The 18,066-nt window shown below is 37.1% G+C and carries 17 protein-coding genes and 1 pseudogene; 13 read left to right on the top strand and 5 right to left on the bottom strand.

Annotated elements, in window-relative coordinates:
- The first annotated feature begins 21 nt into the window (after nt 1-21).
- The 8 genes from J5G60_RS04130 to J5G60_RS04095 are packed head-to-tail and all read left to right on the top strand — an operon-like array spanning nt 22 to nt 7,729.
- On the top strand, nt 22-948 hold the full coding sequence (locus tag J5G60_RS04130) for an ATP-binding cassette domain-containing protein (RefSeq protein ID WP_150356568.1): 927 nt from the start codon (nt 22-24) through the stop codon (nt 946-948).
- Complete coding sequence (locus tag J5G60_RS04125; RefSeq protein WP_150356569.1) at nt 932-1,684, top strand: hypothetical protein; 753 nt, start codon at nt 932-934, stop codon at nt 1,682-1,684. The genes J5G60_RS04130 and J5G60_RS04125 overlap by 17 nt, the downstream gene beginning before the upstream one ends.
- Nucleotides 1,685-1,700: 16 nt before the next feature.
- On the top strand, nt 1,701-2,603 hold the full coding sequence (locus tag J5G60_RS04120; RefSeq protein WP_150356570.1) for a sensor histidine kinase: 903 nt from the start codon (nt 1,701-1,703) through the stop codon (nt 2,601-2,603).
- 1 nt (nt 2,604) lies between these two features.
- Nucleotides 2,605-3,666 carry a quinolinate synthase NadA gene (gene nadA / locus J5G60_RS04115; protein ID WP_328707001.1) on the top strand — a complete coding sequence of 354 codons (1,062 nt, stop codon included), beginning with the start codon at nt 2,605-2,607 and terminating at the stop codon, nt 3,664-3,666.
- A gap of 48 nt (nt 3,667-3,714) precedes the next feature.
- Entirely contained in the window at nt 3,715-5,283 is a 1,569-nt protein-coding gene (nadB, locus tag J5G60_RS04110; protein WP_150356572.1) for an L-aspartate oxidase, read from the top strand.
- Between the two features lie 5 nt (nt 5,284-5,288).
- Nucleotides 5,289-6,119 carry a carboxylating nicotinate-nucleotide diphosphorylase gene (nadC, locus tag J5G60_RS04105; RefSeq protein WP_150356573.1) on the top strand — a complete coding sequence of 277 codons (831 nt, stop codon included), beginning with the start codon at nt 5,289-5,291 and terminating at the stop codon, nt 6,117-6,119.
- A 54-nt stretch (nt 6,120-6,173) separates the two neighbouring features.
- A complete protein-coding gene (locus tag J5G60_RS04100; protein WP_150356574.1) occupies nt 6,174-6,638 on the top strand; it encodes a pyridoxamine 5'-phosphate oxidase family protein in 465 nt (154 codons plus the stop codon).
- A gap of 41 nt (nt 6,639-6,679) precedes the next feature.
- Nucleotides 6,680-7,729 carry an alpha/beta fold hydrolase gene (locus J5G60_RS04095; protein ID WP_150356575.1) on the top strand — a complete coding sequence of 350 codons (1,050 nt, stop codon included), beginning with the start codon at nt 6,680-6,682 and terminating at the stop codon, nt 7,727-7,729.
- Nucleotides 7,730-8,243: 514 nt separating this feature from the next.
- Here J5G60_RS04095 and J5G60_RS04090 read toward each other — a convergent pair.
- The 3 genes from J5G60_RS04090 to J5G60_RS19015 all read right to left on the bottom strand — a co-directional run bounded on the left by J5G60_RS04090 (nt 8,244) and on the right by J5G60_RS19015 (nt 11,266).
- The gene (locus J5G60_RS04090; protein ID WP_150356576.1) at nt 8,244-10,211 is read right to left on the bottom strand and encodes an NAD(P)/FAD-dependent oxidoreductase; all 1,968 of its coding nucleotides are present in this window, start codon (nt 10,209-10,211) and stop codon (nt 8,244-8,246) included.
- 209 nt (nt 10,212-10,420) lie between these two features.
- Nucleotides 10,421-10,840 (bottom strand): winged helix-turn-helix transcriptional regulator, encoded by a 420-nt coding sequence (locus J5G60_RS04085; RefSeq protein WP_150356577.1) that lies wholly within the window; start codon nt 10,838-10,840, stop codon nt 10,421-10,423.
- A 291-nt stretch (nt 10,841-11,131) separates the two neighbouring features.
- Nucleotides 11,132-11,266 (bottom strand): hypothetical protein, encoded by a 135-nt coding sequence (locus tag J5G60_RS19015; RefSeq protein ID WP_268253718.1) that lies wholly within the window; start codon nt 11,264-11,266, stop codon nt 11,132-11,134.
- Between the two features lie 118 nt (nt 11,267-11,384).
- On the opposite strand from J5G60_RS19015, the gene J5G60_RS04080 reads away from it, so the two are divergent.
- Nucleotides 11,385-11,588 carry a helix-turn-helix transcriptional regulator gene (locus J5G60_RS04080; protein WP_150356578.1) on the top strand — a complete coding sequence of 68 codons (204 nt, stop codon included), beginning with the start codon at nt 11,385-11,387 and terminating at the stop codon, nt 11,586-11,588.
- Nucleotides 11,589-11,621: 33 nt separating this feature from the next.
- Nucleotides 11,622-11,852: pseudogene (locus J5G60_RS04075) on the top strand (hypothetical protein); the annotation flags it as partial.
- A 233-nt stretch (nt 11,853-12,085) separates the two neighbouring features.
- Here J5G60_RS04075 and J5G60_RS04070 read toward each other — a convergent pair.
- Nucleotides 12,086-13,006 (bottom strand): carbon-nitrogen hydrolase family protein, encoded by a 921-nt coding sequence (locus J5G60_RS04070; protein ID WP_150356579.1) that lies wholly within the window; start codon nt 13,004-13,006, stop codon nt 12,086-12,088.
- Between the two features lie 606 nt (nt 13,007-13,612).
- Here J5G60_RS04070 and fumC point away from each other — a divergent pair.
- Entirely contained in the window at nt 13,613-14,977 is a 1,365-nt protein-coding gene (fumC, locus tag J5G60_RS04065; RefSeq protein WP_150356580.1) for a class II fumarate hydratase, read from the top strand.
- Between the two features lie 97 nt (nt 14,978-15,074).
- Here the strand turns inward: fumC and J5G60_RS04060 are convergent, their stop codons facing one another.
- Entirely contained in the window at nt 15,075-15,950 is an 876-nt protein-coding gene (locus tag J5G60_RS04060; protein WP_150356581.1) for a LysR family transcriptional regulator, read from the bottom strand.
- 224 nt (nt 15,951-16,174) lie between these two features.
- On the opposite strand from J5G60_RS04060, the gene J5G60_RS04055 reads away from it, so the two are divergent.
- Both J5G60_RS04055 and J5G60_RS04050 read left to right on the top strand, forming a co-directional pair.
- On the top strand, nt 16,175-17,416 hold the full coding sequence (locus J5G60_RS04055; protein WP_150356582.1) for an APC family permease: 1,242 nt from the start codon (nt 16,175-16,177) through the stop codon (nt 17,414-17,416).
- Nucleotides 17,417-17,601: 185 nt separating this feature from the next.
- Complete coding sequence (locus tag J5G60_RS04050) at nt 17,602-17,934, top strand: PadR family transcriptional regulator (RefSeq protein WP_150356583.1); 333 nt, start codon at nt 17,602-17,604, stop codon at nt 17,932-17,934.
- Nucleotides 17,935-18,066 lie beyond the last annotated feature (132 nt).

Here is an 18,066-nt window from a genome sequence, read left to right as displayed (position 1 = left end):
AAGTGTAAAGGAGGAATTGAGATGAAAACACCAATTTTGAAAATAACTGATCTGGAGAAAAGATATAAGCATCAGGTTGCCATGGAAAGCAGTGATTTTGAACTGTATCATGGAGAAATATGTGCTGTTATAGGGAAAAACGGTGCGGGAAAATCAACCATGTTCAAGATGATTGCCGAAGAGATATTTCCCACAAAGGGTGAGATTACACTGTTTGGTGAACCCTACGGGAAACATAATGTCCGCAGGAGAATGGGGGTCATGATTGAAAACAATGTATTTTTTGATAACTTCAATGCCATCCAGAATTTAGAGTACTATCGTCTGCAGCGGGGAATTCCCGAAAAAGCCGTAATAAAAAAAGTATTGAATACAGTGGAACTTGCAGAGTATCAGGGAAAGAAATTCTCGGAATATTCACTGGGGATGAAACAGCGACTGTCACTGGCACTGGCTTTATTATCCTCACCGGATTTTTTGCTTTTAGATGAGCCTGCCAATGGTTTGGATCCGGAAGGAATGGCTGAAATGCGTCAGCTTTTTCTTAATTTAAACCAGGAGCATCAAATTACAATTTTGATTTCAAGTCACATTTTATCACAGCTGCAGTCAATTGCAACACGTTTTGTTTTTCTTCACAAAGGTAAAATTATTCAGGATTTGTCACGTAAAGAGCTATTGGAGATGAATCAGCAGTTTATATTCCTTCGTGTCAATGATGCCAAGAAGGCCTGCTTTATATTGGAAAATCATTTTCCAGATATGGACTATAGGGTTTTAGCTGGTCAGCAGCTGGAGGTTTACAATCATATTGAAGACCGTCAAAAAATCAATAGGCTTTTGAATGAAGGCAGTGTGGATATTTTGGAAATGACAGTTAAAAGCAAGAATCTGGAAGAATATTTTCTGGAGCTCATAGGAGGTAATAATAATGCTGAATCTCATTAGAAGTGAAGTCTATCGGTTGATACGTTCAAAACTGTACTACGGGCTTATTGCAGTTAGTGTCTTTCTAGTCATGGCTGCCGCAGGGGTACTGCAGTATTTCAGATTCAAGGAATCAACCTTTCCCTACGGAACAAGGATGTTCTATTACAGTAATGTATTTGGTATGACTACTTTAATTATTGTTTTATGTTTATTAATTGTTTTAATATTGACACGAAAGAGTCAGTCAAAAATCTGTGCAGCGGTTTCTTTCGGATATTCCCGAGGGGCTGTCTTTTGGTCAAAATTGATTGCTTTGTCTCTGGGAGTAGCTGTTATGGCTGCTGTTATTTTGTCGGTCACCATTTTAAGCGGTAATGTTATTTTTGATTTGGTGAATAATTCAACTCTTGGTCAATTTTTAATTGCCTTTAGCAATGTACTGCCCATTGTTGCCTCCGGTTTTGTTCTAGGTTATGTTTTAAGTGTCAATGGTGTCTCAGAAGTTTTGAACCTGCTTATTTTGCTGTTTATTTACAGTATTTTAGGACGTTTAATCGATACTTTAGCCGGCAGAGTAAGTGTTTTGAGAACTATATCTAAATGGACACCTTCTTCACTGCTTAATAATAATTTAGTCCACTATATGTCAGGCAGTGCTTATTTTGACGTGAAGTGCTGGGTGATGGGACTGATGATTATTTTTGTAAGCTTGATTATGGGGCTGGCAATTTTTACGAAAAAGGATTTATCCTAGAGAAAGGAGGAGAGTTATGATTTATATTAACTGTATACTGACAGTTGTAACTGTCCTCTGTCTGACAAAGCATTATTTTATCAGAATGAATATTCGTACATTAACTGCGGAGGTTAAAAAATTAACTAAATTGATTTCTCAAACCAATCAGCAGGTTACTGTGGCTGCTCCTGATAAAACCACAGAAAAGCTGGCTGCTGAAATCAATCATTTAGTTGAGCGCTATAAGGAATTGCAATTGAAGAATATTGAGGAGAAGCGTCAGAATAAAGAAGCTCTGGCTAACTTTTCCCATGACTTGCGCACGCCGCTGACTTCTGCCATGGGATATATTGATATAGTTTTGAATATGGATCTATCCATCAAAGATAAAGAAAAATATTTAAATATTGTACAGCATAAGCTGAAGAGTTTAAACAATCTGGTGGATTCACTATATGATTTGTCCCTGGTTGATGCCCGGGAGTATCCTGTGCAGCTGAATCCGCACTCCTTATATCAGCTGCTGTGTGACAGTCTGCTGTTGTTTCACCAGGACTTTGAAGATAAAGGTATCTCCCTGCAGCTGGATCTTGATGAAAAAGTTCCGTTGGTGCTGCTGGATGAAAAGATCACCAATAGAGTGTTCTTGAATCTGTTTCAAAATGTCATACGCTATGCCAGGTCATACTGCAGGGTTGAATTGAAAGTGACAGAAGAGCATGTTCATATCAGTATAAGCAATGATTCTGAAGCTTTAAGCGAGGAAACTGTAGTACAGCTTTTCAACCGTACATATAGGGCTGATATTAATCGCTCCGGGCACTCTTCCGGTTTGGGCCTGGCCATTGCAAAAGAGCTGATGGAACTACAGCGGGGTAAGATAACTGCAGATTATAAGCATAATACTCTGACTTTTATGCTGTCTTTCAAACGTTAAAATTGTTTCAGCAGATTTTAAAAGTTCTGCTGTTTTTTTATACGTTCAAATCGTTATATTAAGTATTTATAATAGTGTTGTTAAAAAAATAAAAAAGGTATATACTGATATATATACAGTAATTATAAAATATTATTTTAGGAGCACAAAAATGGATAGAAGTTTTTTAATAAATGAGATAAAAAGATTGAAAACAGAGAGAAATGCCTGTATACTGGCACATAATTATCAGGTACCTGAAGTTCAGGATATATCGGATATTGTAGGCGATTCCTTTGCCTTAAGCAGGGCGGCGGCAAAAATGGACAAGGAAGTTATAGTGTTCTGCGGCGTCAGATTTATGGCGGAAAGTGCAAAGATACTTTCTCCGGATAAGAAAGTGCTGCTTCCTTCAAAATATGCAGGGTGTCCTCTGGCGGATTCCATAACTTCAAAACAGCTTCAGACTATGAAAAACAAACATCCTGGGGCAGCTGTTGTATGTTATGTAAATTCTTCAGCAGAAGTCAAAGCCATAAGTGACATATGCTGTACTTCTTCCAATGCAGTGAAGGTTGTTGAAAGTTTGAAGGAGGATGAAGTGCTGTTTGTACCTGATGAAAATCTTGCCGGCTATATAGCTGAGAAAGTAAGAGGAAAACATATAATACCCTGGCCCGGACACTGCATAACTCATGCAAGGATAATGGTGGAGGATCTTGTAAAAACATCGGAAGAGCATCCGAAAGCAGAAATACTGGCTCACCCTGAAGTTTCCGGGGAAATAAGGGAAAGTTCTGATTTTGTTGGCAGCACTTCACAGATAATTGATCATGCCCGTAAATCTTCAAATACAGAATTCATCATAGGTACTGAAATAGGTGTGCTTCATAAGATGAAAAAGGATAATCCTGGCAAGAAGTTTTATCTCATGAGTCCCAGACTCGTATGTGAGAATATGAAAATGACATCTCTCGAAAATGTTTATACATGTCTTTTAAATATGGAATACGAAATATCAGTGCCTGAAAATATCAGAAAAAAGGCTGAGAACTCCCTGGAGAAAATGTTGTGTATTGAGTAAGAGGTTGGTATCGGAATCAAGTGATTATAAAATAGGCTGGTGATATGAATGAAAAGATATTTGGTTGATTTTAAAAATGAACCCTGTGAAGGTAGATATTTTGATATTGTAATAATAGGGGCTGGAATAGCCGGCCTCTACACGGCTTTGATGCTTCCAAAAAAATTAAAGATAGCAGTGCTCAGCAAAAAGGAAATAGATGATTCGGATTCCTACATGGCTCAGGGAGGTATTGCTGCCAGCATAGGAGATGATGACAGGGAACTCCATATAAAGGATACTGTGAATGCAGGCTGTTATGTGAATAATGCAAAAGCCGTGAAGGTGCTGGTAGATGAATCCCAGCAGGCCATAGAGAATTTGATTGAACTTGGTGTGAATTTTGACAGGGATGATCAGGGTAACTTCTACAGATCCTTTGAAGGGAATCATTCCATACCCAGAATACTCCATGTAAATGGCGATTCCACGGGAAAGGGTATAATGGACGTGCTCATAAAAGATGCTGAAAGTGCCGACAATATAGAAATAATACCGGATGTATTTGCCCTGGATATCGTGGAAAACAGGGGGAAATGCTGCGGCGTAACGGTATTTTACAAAGGAAGATCAATGTATTTTATCTCCCGGTATTGTATAATGGCATCAGGGGGAATAGGCCAGCTGTTTTCAAAAACCACAAATGTGGATGTACTCACTGGAGATGGAATTGCCATGGCAATAAGGGCAGATGTGAAACTCAAGGACATGGAATATGTTCAATTTCACCCTACAGCCTTTTATACAGGAGATACAAATGACAGGTTGTTCCTCATATCCGAGGCCGTAAGAGGAGAAGGTGCAGTACTTAGAAACATGGAAGGAAAGAGATTTATGGGAGAATATGACAGAAGAATGGAGCTTGCACCCAGGGATATTGTTGCGAGGGCCATATTCCATGAGATGAATAAGGTATCATCTAAATATGTATATCTGGATGCCACCATGTATGATAAAGATTTTCTCCAGAACAGGTTCAGGCAGATCTACAGGGAATGTGAAAGCAGCTCCATAGAGATGTACAGGGATTATATACCTGTTACTCCTGCGGAACACTATTTCATGGGCGGAATTGAAGTGGATCTTTTCGGCAGAACAAGTATGGAAGGACTTTATGCCCTGGGAGAATGTGCCTGCACTGGAGTACATGGTGCCAACAGGCTGGCAAGCAATTCTCTCCTTGAAGCTCTTGTATTTGGGAAAAGAGCTGCAGAGGATATCTCTGAAAAAATTTCATGTGGAAAAATATGCAGCCTGCCGGAATTGGAAAATGAAGACACCTTGAATGGAAAAAATGAGGAAGTCGATTTCCATGGGCTTAAAAGATCTTTAAAAATTCTTATGGAAAAACATGCAGGAATAATAAGAAATGTGGATGATCTTAAAGCAGCATTGAATATTATTGAGGACAAGCTCTCTAAGATGGAGGCTTCAAGTCTTGAAAGTGTGGAAGCCGTGGAGACATATAATATGTATCAGGTGGCCAGAAGTATTGTGATTTCAATTCTTGAGTCCAAAGCTTCCATAGGAAGCAACTATGTTGAAAATTATTCTGAACACAATAAGGTTTTGAGGTGATTTGATTGAATTTTTTAATGGTTGACAAACTGATAGAGGAAGCACTGGTGGAAGATATAGGTTATGGAGATGTAACCACTGATAATTTGATACCTGAGGACCAGATTTCACAGGGCAGGTTTATTTCAAAGGAATCCGGTGTTGCTGCAGGTATTGCTGTGGCGGAAAGGGTATTTGAAATTTTGGATGACAGCATAGTATTTGCTGCAAAAATGAAAGATGGCGGCAGAGTCGAGAAAGGCAGTGTCATTTCAGAGATAAAGGGCAGTTCCAGATCCATATTAAAGGGAGAGAGAGTTGCCCTCAACATAATGCAGAGGATGTCCGGTATTGCAACCAAAACCAGAAGAATGATGGAACTTGTAAAGGATTATGATGTTAAAATAGTGGATACCAGAAAGACGCTCCCGGGATTCAGGATGCTGGACAAGTATTCGGTTAAGGTGGGAGGAGGGTATAATCACAGGATGAATCTTTCAGATTATGTGATGATAAAGGACAATCACATAAAGGCAGTGGGTTCCATAAAGAAAGCTGTTGCAAAAATAAAGAACAGCCTGCCTTTTACTGTCAAGATAGAAGTGGAAGTGGAAAACCTGCAGCAGCTCCAGGAAGCAGCTGATACCGAAGCGGATGTGATAATGCTGGATAATATGGACGTGGATGAGATGAAAAAGGCTGTAAAATTTATAGATGGAAGATTTGTTCTGGAAGCTTCAGGAAATGTCACTGAAGAAAATGTGCGGAGTATTGCTGCTGCAGGAGTGGATATAATATCAATAGGTGCCCTTACACATTCGGTAAAAGCTCTGGACATAAGTTTGAGATTTATTTAAAAGATGAAATGGTGTAAAATTAAAATTATATCCCGATGATATGGAGGAATAATTATGTTTAGAGATTTGAGAAGAAAAGACAGAGAGATTGGGCATACTGAAGTTATAGAAATATTAAAGAGCTGTGAATATGGTGTTTTATCTACAGTGAGTGAAGATGGATATGCTTATGGAGTACCATTAAATTATGTCTATGCCGATAATTCCATATATTTTCACAGTGCTGAACAGGGACATAAATTGGATAATATAGTAAACCAAAACAGAGTTTCTTTTTGTGTAGTTGGGAAAAATTATGTTCTGCCGGATAAATTCACTACCAATTATGAAAGTGTAATTATATTTGGAAGGGCGGAAGAGATTTTCGATGATGAAAAAAATGCGGTCATGCTGAAAATGCTGGAAAAGTATTCAAAAGAATATGTGGGAAAAGGCAGAGAGTACCTGAAAAAGGCAAATTCAAAAGTGAAAGTGATAAAAATAAATATTGAACATATTTCCGGAAAAGCAAGGAGATAATTAAGGTGTAGGTAATTTATTCAATACAAAAGGAGATGAATATGAATATATTTTTGATTGTTTTAGTTGTAATTGTTGCTGCTGCAGTAGTTGCTGTCAGCATCTATGCTTATAAGAACATGCATTACGATGAAAAACCGTTGAAGGAAACGTACAGCACTGGATATAGGGAAAAACGCATAGCTCTTGATGATGGAACTCTGCTGAATTATGCTGAAGGACCTGATAATGGACCGGCTCTTTTATTGATACATGGGCAGTCTATGAAGTGGGAGGATTATTCAAGAGTGCTTCCGGGATTAGCTAAGTATTATCACGTGTATGCTGTTGATTGTCATGGACATGGGAAATCCAGTCATGATTCCTCAAAATATACAGGAGCTGCTATGGGGCAGGATCTTATCCTGTTTATTGAAGATGTTATTGGAAATCCGGTTGTAATATCAGGTCACTCCTCCGGAGGAATTTTGGCAGCGTGGATTGCAGCTAATTCACCGGAAAATGTATTGGGAGTAGTTCTGGAGGATCCGCCATTTTTTAGTGTGGAACCGGAAGAGATGAAAAACACTTTTGTTTGGCGGGAGAATTTTGAAACAGTACATAATTTTAAAAGTCAAACAGAAATTAAAGATTATGTAGTGTATTATATGGAAAATAGTTATATTTGGGGACTATTTGGAAATTTGAGATCCATTATAGCAAGAAGTACGAGAAACTATAGAGAAAAGCATAGTGGAGAACCTCTGAAATTATGGTATGTACCATATAAATGGATTCACGGTACCCTTTATATAGATGACTTTGATTTGGATTTTTCGGAAACGTTTTATACAGGTTACTGGTTTAAAGGAATTAATCAGGAGAAAATTTTATCTAAGATAAATTGCCCCTCAGTATATATTAAGGCAAATACATTATATGGAAAGGATGGAGTGCTTTATGCAGCCAACAGTGACCAAGATGCCAGAAATGTACATAGTCTGCTCAAGGGAAATGAAATGGTAAAGATAAAATCCGGGCATGATATTCATTTCGAAAAACCAGATAAATTTATTCAGATCATGGTAGATTTTTTGGATAAAATAAAATAGTTTTTTATTGTAAAAAAAGTATTAAGTATGATCAACTTATTGAGAGTAAGTAAAATATTTTTAGGTAAAAATAAGAGAAGGTCTCCAGCAATTATATGGCTGAAAGGCCTTTTATTCATGCTAAAAATGATGAGATATTATTATGGCATATGAAAAATGCTTTTTTGAGGGAAGAATGAAACGTTTGATAAATTATTTTAGAATACATGCAAGCCCAGGGGATTGGGTGGAAAAATGATTCTCAAGATGGATTCCATTGGGAAAAATTATGAGATGATGAAAATCAGAACGGGAAATGGATATGCCTTGTTGGAATGAAAAATTAGCAGAAAATTATGCAATATTTTCTAGATTAATATAGTGATGTAGAAAAGTTTTTACATTACTATATTAATCTAAGAGAGAAATAATAATTATAAGAAAACCTGTAATTTAGGTAGTTAATTAATATTAAAATTAATGTGAATCAATGACAAAAAAATTCATGTAAAACTCTGTTAGTAATCTATTATATCTAAAGGATGTCCATAGCAGCACAAAAGCCTTCATAAGTTGCCTCTTTTACTGTACGGGCTTTTTTGGCATCTCCAGTAACTATAAACCATGGAACGATGTTTTCCAAAGATTTTACAATCTCATCATTGGAACGGTTACCACAGGCATATATAATGTTATCCGCATCAATGAAATGCTCATTTTGATTCTTATCCATAAATTTTACACAATTGTTGATGATTTCTTTAACTGATACATTGCAATCCCATGTCATGCCCACTTTTTTCATTCTTGGAATTAAAGCACGACGTTGAGAGTCATTTGAATCTTTACATACGTCATCTCTCATTTCAAGAATATGTACGTGGCAGCCACAATGTTCTGCAAAGAAGAAACCGGACTCACATCCGATTGCACCACCTCCGATTAAAACAACTTTCTTGCCTAATAAAGATAAGTTTTTATAGATTTCTATAGCATGTGTTGCATTTTCAATTCCTTTAATGGGTGGAATAAAAGGATGAGAGCCGACTGCGCAAATGGCTGCGTCAGGCTTCATGCCTTCAATTAGTTTGGGAGTAACAGTTGTATTTAACATAATATTAACGCCAACATATTTACAGCGAGCTACAAGAGAATCACGAAAGCGTTTTAAAGATTCTTTGTGAGTATCTACATCGGTAAACCACAATAAGCCGCCTAGTTTTGATGTTTTTTCACATAGGGTTACATTGTGACCGCGCTCGGCTGCTGTTAATGCAGCATACATTCCAGAAACGCCACCACCGATGATCAGCACCTTGCGTCTTCCCTTTGGAAGGGGGGCTTGTCTCCAGCGTAACTCTCGTGATGACCAGGGATTTACTGTACAGTGCCATAATTCAGGAATCGGACGCTCATTTGGATTTGGAGGCAGAGGATTAAAACAAGAACAACGCAGGCAAGGAGCGATTTGATCTGCACGTCCAGTTTGTGCCTTGTTGCAGAATTCAGGGTCTGCAAATTGCTGGCGACCTAGTGCTACAAAATCACATTTGCCAGAAGTAATTGCATCCTCAACCTGTTGTGGATCATTGAATCCGCCTACAGCTACAACAGGAACATGTACAGCAGCTTTAACGGCAGCAGCAAGATCCAAATTGCAGCCATGTTTGTCATACATGGAGGAGAAAGCCTTTGTCTCTACGTGAGAATGATAAACACCGCTAGTAACATGTATGATATCAACATAATCTTGAATGATCTTGCAGAATTCAATGCAGTCGTTAAGCGTCATGCCGCCTTCAATACGTTCGGAACCGGAAACACGGTATTCAATCAGAAAATCATCACCGCAGAGCTCACGAATTTTTTTACAAACCATAATGGGAAAGCGAGCACGATTTTCCATGCTGCCACCGTACTCATCTGTTCTATGATTCATACGGGGAGAGATAAACTGAGATAATAGCCATCCATGGCCGCCGTGCAGCATAACCATGTCGAAGCCAAGTGCTTTGCAATTCCAACTTGCTTCAGCATAATTATTAGCTACATGTTTTATCATTTCTACGGTCATTTCATCTACTTGAACTCCATCCTTGCGTATAAATGAAGAAGGACCAATGGGATTATTATGATTGATAATTGTATCTGGATGATTGATTGCACCAATATGATTTAATTGGATGGAGGCAACAGCTCCATGAGCTTTTATTGCCTCAGTAAGTGTCATTATACTCTCCATGTGGAATGTGGTCATATTCTTGGAATAAACGTTTAAACCGTGTTCATGGCGGGCAGAGTATTCGTTATCTATAAAAGATTCGGTGATTGTAACTTCAGCAAAGCCTCCCCTTGCTTTGGTTTCAAAAGCATCAATGCCTTCAGGGGTAGGGTATCCATGGTCTACAATACGATTAGTCGTAATGGGTGAAGCAAATACCCGGTTCTTAAATTTTACACCTTTGATAGTATAAGGTGAGAACATATGAGGAAACGTATTCATAAATAAACTCCTTTCTACTGTTTTTTTATAATCAAGTATAATTTTAGTATAGGACAATTAAATATGGCTGTGAAGTACATACAATTTTTCGGAAAGCAGAAAATATTTGCAGTAATATACAAAAATTAAAGTTACTTTCTTTTTGACATATATATAAAAAAACTACATGCGATTGTCTAAATGCATGCAGCTTCTTTTTATCTGAAAAATTATTTTTTTTTGAATGGATTGTCCATTATTGAATTATCTTTCTCACGATATCCATGCCACATTTCACCAAGAGGGTCTATTTCAATTCCTAAGTTTTTCATACGTTTCCATCCCCAATCATAAAGTATATCTAAAATTGGCAGTATGCTTTTTCCTATATCTGTAAGACTGTACTCGACTCTAACAGGTACTTCAGGGTAAACGGTGCGTTGGATTATCCCATCAGCTTCTAGTTGCTTTAGCGTTGTCGTGAGAACTTTTTCAGATATAGGAAGTTGTTTTGTAAACCTGCTAAACCGAGTGGTTCCATCATAGGATATACCTCTTATAATATATGTTTTCCATTTATTGCAAAAAGTTTTTATAACATAATTATAAGGGTCATTCTCAAAATTATAAACCCCATATTTTTCAGTCATATTATTTCCCTCCTCTCCTGATAATAAATTAAATAACATGAAAATATATGAAATCTAAAATTGTCACTTTTTTAATTATAGTACTTATTATCCCAGATGGTACATTGATATTTTTATTATTCAAAACTTAAATGGTTAATTTAATATGTCGCAAAAGGAAAATGCCTTTTTCATAAGGTTAAGTGGAACCTGATCCATATTAATGTCTGCATAAATAATTTCTTCTTTGTTTCATACAGATTCATTGACATAGTGATCGAACGGATCCACAATACAGCTGCTGCTTGTATATTATCTCAATTGTCTTACTCTTTCAAGTCCCTCATCAACCCTCTTGTATAGATTCAGCGCTTTAATCAGGTTGTTCTGTTCAAAAGCCTCTTCTGCTTTTTTCAGATATCTGTTGATTTTCATATCATTTTTCATAAATACACCATTTCTTATTTTACAATTTATATATTTTTAAAGTATCCATAGATTAAGTTATCACCATCTGATATACTTGATATATGGAAAGCTTGCTTTCCATAAGGAGGATTAAAATGTGAAAAATCGATTGGAAGAAATACGAAAGCAGCATGATTTGAAACAGGAAGATCTGGCGGCGGCTCTTGAAGTATCGAGGCAGACAATAGGTTCTCTTGAAAACGGCAGATATAACCCGTCGATAATACTGGCCTTTAAAATAGCAAGATATTTTAACATGAATATTGAAGATATTTTTATTTATGAGGAGGATGGAAAATGAAAAATAGCATTTATCATATCATGACTGTAATTGGACTGCTGGTGGGTTAGATATTTTAAAAGCAAAAAGACATTGGGCGACTTTTACAGCAGCTTTTTCGGTATTCCTGCAGCAAGTGCCACACTGCCTGTTGTTGCGTTTTTGCTGCTTGCTGTATATGGTAAAGTAATGTGGCTTTTTATTTCCACAGTGATTTTGGAAATAGGACATATAGGTATTCACCTTCAGCACCGCAGGGAAATCAGCAAACCAGATGATCTTTAGCTTTCTGGAAAAGATTTTTCTCATAGGCAAATAGAAGCAGGTAATTGAAAGATAGAAAGGAAAATATAAAAAATCTATAGAAGTTTTAAGGGAATTGGCACTGAGAGTGATGATTATATGGGTAGGACTCAGTGCACCCCCTGACTTTTGAAAAATTGTAGAGCCTGTTTTATTTTGCTTTTCTGCACCGATTTTAGCACTATGCTTATATTATTTCTGGACCTGTGGAAAAGTTATTCATGAACAACAAGTTCCAAGACATCTGGACGTGAATAATGACCTGTCCCATCAAATTCCATTCGGCTGAGCGGAACCTGATTCATATCGATGTCTGCGTAAATGATTTCTTCTTTGTCCCATACAGGTTCATTGACATAGTGCCCAAATGGATCCACAATACAGCTGCCGCCGGTAAGAACAGCTTCTGGCAAATTTGCCATTTCATTCGGACAGTGGAAAATATCAGGATACATATCTTTTGTTACATATTGATTGACATTAATTACATAACAGTGTCCTTCTATTGCTATATGGCGTATTGTAGTCTGCCATTCTTCATTGTTGTTTGTGTTGGGTGCAAGATAGAGTGTAACTCCTTTCATATAAAGAGCTGTACGTGCCAAAGGCATATAGTTTTCCCAGCAGATTAAACTGCCCATGTTTCCCCAGGGAGTATCGATGATGGGAAAGGCACCTTTATTACCGTCACCCCATATGAAGCGCTCCGCACCGGTTGGCTTTAATTTACGATGTCTGTCCACAAGCTTTCCCTCCGGTGAGAAAAACAGATTAGTGCAATAGAGGGTACAATTATTGATATCCCTTTCTGTAATGCCAAGACTTACATAGGCATGTGCCTTACCAGCTGCCCTGGCAATGCGGTCTGTGTCGGCACTTGGTACAATGACGGAATTGTCATAATAGACTTTCCAGTCCTTTCTGCCTTCTTCCATACGGCTGCCTACAGTGAAGCCAAAAGTCATTCCATAGGGATAGCAGGGAACAAAGGATTCGGGAAATACAATGACATCGGCACCTTGTTTTCCAGCTTCAAGAATTTCCTGAACAACTTTGTCGATAGTTGCATTTTTATTAAACAGAACAGGTGATGCCTGTATAAGGGCAACTTTACAGTTCTTTTTTAAATCTTTCATAATAACTTCATAACCTCCTCTATATTTTTATCCGAACGCTACCATTGCTAATACTCCCAGCTTCTCAAAGTGGGAGATAAGCACTGCTACGCGTCTGGATAAGTTCCGCTAGGGTTCAGGTGGAGAAAAGTATTCCTTATAAGCAAACTCCATCTGAACCTAAGAATCACTTGATAGGATTTATGTTTTGATTATACTATAGTATAATTGCAGTATCAATTAATAAAACTCGAATCTTTTATAGTGCAAATAAGTCTGGTATTTTCATTGAAGGAGCTGAAAAAATTTATTTGCGGGAGTAATTCATAATGGTGAATTATCATGAATAATGGGAGCGATGATACATGAAAAGTAGTAAGTTATTTCAAGTAATCAACTTTTTAATTATATTCTTAATATTCTTTTTGATTTTTACTATAGGGTTTGATATTGTTAAACTAAAAAATAATATAATTAATAACTTTATACTTGGAGTAATAGGAGCTTGTTTAACTCAATTATATATAAATATATGCAAAAATATTTGTAAAAAAAATAATTCGCACTGTTTCTATTTTACGAATCAGTACATTTTGTATTTAATAAAAAATAAACAGGAGGTATTTTATGGAGTATAGAATAGAAAAGGACACAATGGGAGAAGTGAAAGTCCTATCCGATAAATTATGGGGTGCCCAAACCCAGAGGAGTTTTGAAAATTTTAAAATTAGTACAGAAAAGATGCCTATAGAGGTGATCAGGGCATTCAGTATTTTAAAAAAAGGAGCTGCAAAGGCAAATAACAGGCTGGGCAAGCTTGATGATGAAAAAATGAAGGTAATTCAACAGGTTTGTGATGAAATTTATGAAGGCAAATTGGATGATAATTTTCCACTGGTGGTCTGGCAGACAGGCAGCGGGACACAGAGCAACATGAATGTAAATGAAGTTATTGCCAACCGGGCAAATCAGATATTGGGTAAAAAGCTCATTCATCCCAATGATGATGTAAACATGTCCCAAAGCTCAAATGACACCTTTCCAACGGCCATGCATATAGCTGCCGTAGTGGAAATAGAGAATAAATTACTTCCGGCAGTAGATATACTGAAAGGTACCATGGAGCATCTTGAAACAGAAAACAGGGGGGTTATAAAGACGGGAAGGACCCATCTGCAGGATGCTGTCCCCATAGCATTTTCTCAGGAAATAAGCGGATGGAAGCAGATGCTCATCAAGGGAGAGAAAAATATAAAACAATCTATAGAAGGCCTGAGAGAATTGGCGCTGGGAGGAACGGCTGTGGGAACTGGGCTCAATGCACCTCCTGATTTTGGTAAAATTGCAGCAGAGGAAATAAGCAATTATCTTGGCACAAATTTTGTCACTGCTGAAAATAAGTTTCATGCTTTAACCAGCAGGGATGATTTGGTCTATGCCCATGGTGCCATGAAATCTCTGGCAGCGGATTTGATGAAAATTGCCAACGATGTCAGATGGTATGCCAGCGGTCCCAGGTGTGGTCTTGGGGAGATAACCATTCCTGAAAATGAACCTGGAAGCTCTATAATGCCGGGAAAGGTAAATCCGACACAGTGCGAAGCTGTTACCATGGTAGCCTGCCAGGTGATGGCAAACGATACTGCAATTTCTTTTGGTGCTTCACAGGGAAATTTCCAGCTGAATGTGTTTATGCCCATGTGCATATATAACTTTTTACAATCTGTCAGGCTGTTGTCAGATGTAATTATATCCTTTAACAATAATTGTGCAGCGGGAATAAAACCTAATGTGAACAAAATGAAGGAAAACCTGGATAAATCCTTGATGCTTGTAACTGCACTTAATCCATACATCGGTTATGATAAATCTGCTGAGATTGCAAAGCTTGCCCATAAAAAAGGAATCCGTTTGAAGGATGCAGCTGCAGAACTGGGATATTTAACAGAAGAACAGTTTGACCATATTATCAAGCCAGAGAATATGGTTTAAATATCTGCTGGGAATGTATTGCCTTGAGGAATGGGATACTTTTCCTCAAGGTAATATTTTTTTATCTAACATTCAAAATAAGTCCTCTCTTGAAATTCTAGCCCCTGGCCTCTGATATAAAAGCCCTCATTGCAGCTGTCACACACTTGTTCTTGTGATATAGTATTTGTGTGGCCATATTGAATTCACATCCGTCCAAATCAAACCCAACAAGCTGTCTACTTTTTAGTTCTTTCTCTACAGTCATAACGGGAAGCAGGGTTATTCCCAGATTACTCATGGTAAAACCTTTGATTGCTTCAACACTTCCGACTTCCAAGGCTATATTGGGCTTCAGACCTGATTTTTGAAACATTTTCTCAAAGATATTTCTGTAGCTGCAGCCCTTTTCTGTTACAATCAAAGGCTCATCTTTAATATCTTCCATTGTAACTTGTTTTTTGCCGGCAAGTCTATTTACAGGAGAGGTCAAAAATATCATGGGTTCATTGTAGGATACACAGCATATCAAATCTGGATCAGCAGTTGTTTTATCCAGTATAAATGCCAGATCAACTATATTGTTTTTGAGCATACTTCTCAAATCTGAGCAGACTCCCACTTTAATTATGATTTCCACTTCAGGGTATTTCATATGATAATTTTTAAGCAGTTCTGGAAGCCTCATAGTACACAGGGACTCCACAATTCCTATTCTTAAAATTCCACGGGGAATATCTACGCCGCCCACTGCTTCTCTGGCTTTCTCTGTAAGACTTATTATATTTTCTGCATATTTGAGAAATACTTCGCCTTTTAAAGTAAGATGTATTTTCCTTCCGATTTTTTCAAACAATTTTACACCAAGCTCCTCCTCTAAAAGCTTAATCTGGGTTGTAATAGTAGACTGAGCATATCCCAATTCCTCTGCTGCTCTGGTGTAACTTTTCAAATGGGCAATTTCCGAAAATGTTATCAGATTTCTAAACTCCATGGTATACCTCCTTAACTTCAACAAAATCGAATTGTATTTTCAAATAATTCAATTTTATTAATAGTTAATCTTATGATAATATAAATCTATCCAAAATTCAATAATTTTTTAATTAAATTTTTTAAAAAGTACAGCTGGCTGCAATAAGATTGAAGAAAAAATAGGAGGTGAAGTTTAGTGAAGGCTTGATTTTTATTATTACATCCTGTCACTAAATGTAAAATATGAGTAAAAATATTGGAACAATAACACTTTCCGGCCTCATAGCAGGCTCGGTACTGGGATCAGGAATAATACTGCTACCGCCAATTGCCTACAAGCTGGTTGGGGGGTGGGCGATAGCTGCCTGGATTATTATAATGCTGCTTGGCATTATATTTGCCTATGTTTTTATATTCTTGAGTCTGAAAAGTCCTGGAAATGAAGGCGTTGCAATTGCAGTTGGAAATGCCTTTGGAGGTTTTTTTCGAGAACTGACTTCAAATTTTCTCACAGCCGCAGTTTGTTTTGGCCCTACGGCAGTTTTGATTACAGCTGCAGACTTTTTAAAAAACTTTAGTCTGTTTTCAAATATAAAAGTGGAGATCATTGCATTTGGAATGGAAATCATATGTGCCCTGGTTCTTATGTATGGTGTAAAGGCTCTTGGAAAATTCACCTTGGTTTTAACAGGATTTACGGCAGTATTATTGTTTTGCGGAAGTATGTATACGTTGATTTTTGCTTCAGATATACATGTATACCAGACATCCTTTTCCATCTCCAAATTCGGATATACTCTCTTGCTTTTATTTTGGGCAATCATAGGATGGGAAGTTGTAGGCAACTATATTGAAGATATAAAAAATCCTAAAAAAACGCTTATTGAAGCAATGACTGTGAGCTTAATAGTCATTATCAGCTTGTATATTATTGTTGCCCTTTCCATACAAAATGTATCTGCCGGTAATCACGATATACTGGCAATCATGACACCTCTGTTTGGTTCATTTTCTTTACCTGTAATCACCATTGCTGCGTCAGGACTGTGTATGTGCACCTATCTTATGGTAGTTGGAGGAGTTTCAAGAATGAGTGCACAGCGCGCAGCAAACAATAAGCTGCCTGCATATCTGTCATATATGAACAGATATGAAAGCCCGACTAAAGCTATCATAACACTTGTATGCATACATTTTGCAGTTTTATCCCTGTCTGCTGCAAACCTTATAAATATGGATAAAATTATAACCTGTGCCAATGTATTTTTCCTGTCCAATGCAATAATCGGATTGGCTGCCGGATTCAAGTTACTGCACAGTATCAAACTAAAAATTGCAATTTCCATACTCATCATATCATTTGTACTATTGTTGTTTAAAGCAGCTTTATGGAGTCTTTTACTTTTGATTTCAGTAATACTTTTATCTGTATATAATAATAGAAGAGTTAAAAATAATGAGGAAATTACCGCACATAATGTATAGTTGAGGATTCTAGATTATATTGGTGCACCTATTGAATATCCAATGCTTCTGATGTGTTTGATCATAATATCCATTCATTGAGACAATATAATACATCTATTATGCTTTACATAATAGATGTATTATTGTATAATAATATTGACACTAATATGTATTGCATAATAGATGAGGTCAGGAGGGATAATTTGAAGCAAACTCAGCTCTTGAAAGGCGTACTTGAAGGATGCGTGCTTTTGATTGTTTTAGAAAATGAGGTATACGGGTATGAGATGATTCAGCTGTTAAGAAAACACGGATTTAAGGAAATAGTTGCCGGTACCGTATATCCGCTGCTGCAGAAGCTAGAAAAGCAAGGTTATCTTTCCAGTGTAATAAAACCTTCCCCGGAAGGTCCTGACAGGAGGTATTATTGTATAACTCCGGAAGGAAAAACCCACTGCGGGGATTTTATTGAACAATGGAAGGATTTGGTGTGTAAAGTTGATAATCTGATATTAGGTAATTGCGAAACTCACTGATAAAAATGAATTGATGATGGGAAGAAGTTTCAAAAAAAGGTACTTAGAAGATTAAAGGTAATTCTTGTAATTTATAATAGCTAAACAGAAAAAAAGGGCATAAGAAATAAAGCCATGATTAATTCTAAAATT

Source organism: Clostridium sp. HV4-5-A1G (assembly GCF_900184915.1).
Lineage (GTDB): Bacteria > Bacillota > Clostridia > Clostridiales > Clostridiaceae > Clostridium_B > Clostridium_B aromativorans.
Note: the sequence above shows the minus strand (reverse complement) of the source record. Positions and strands in the feature narration are given on the sequence as shown.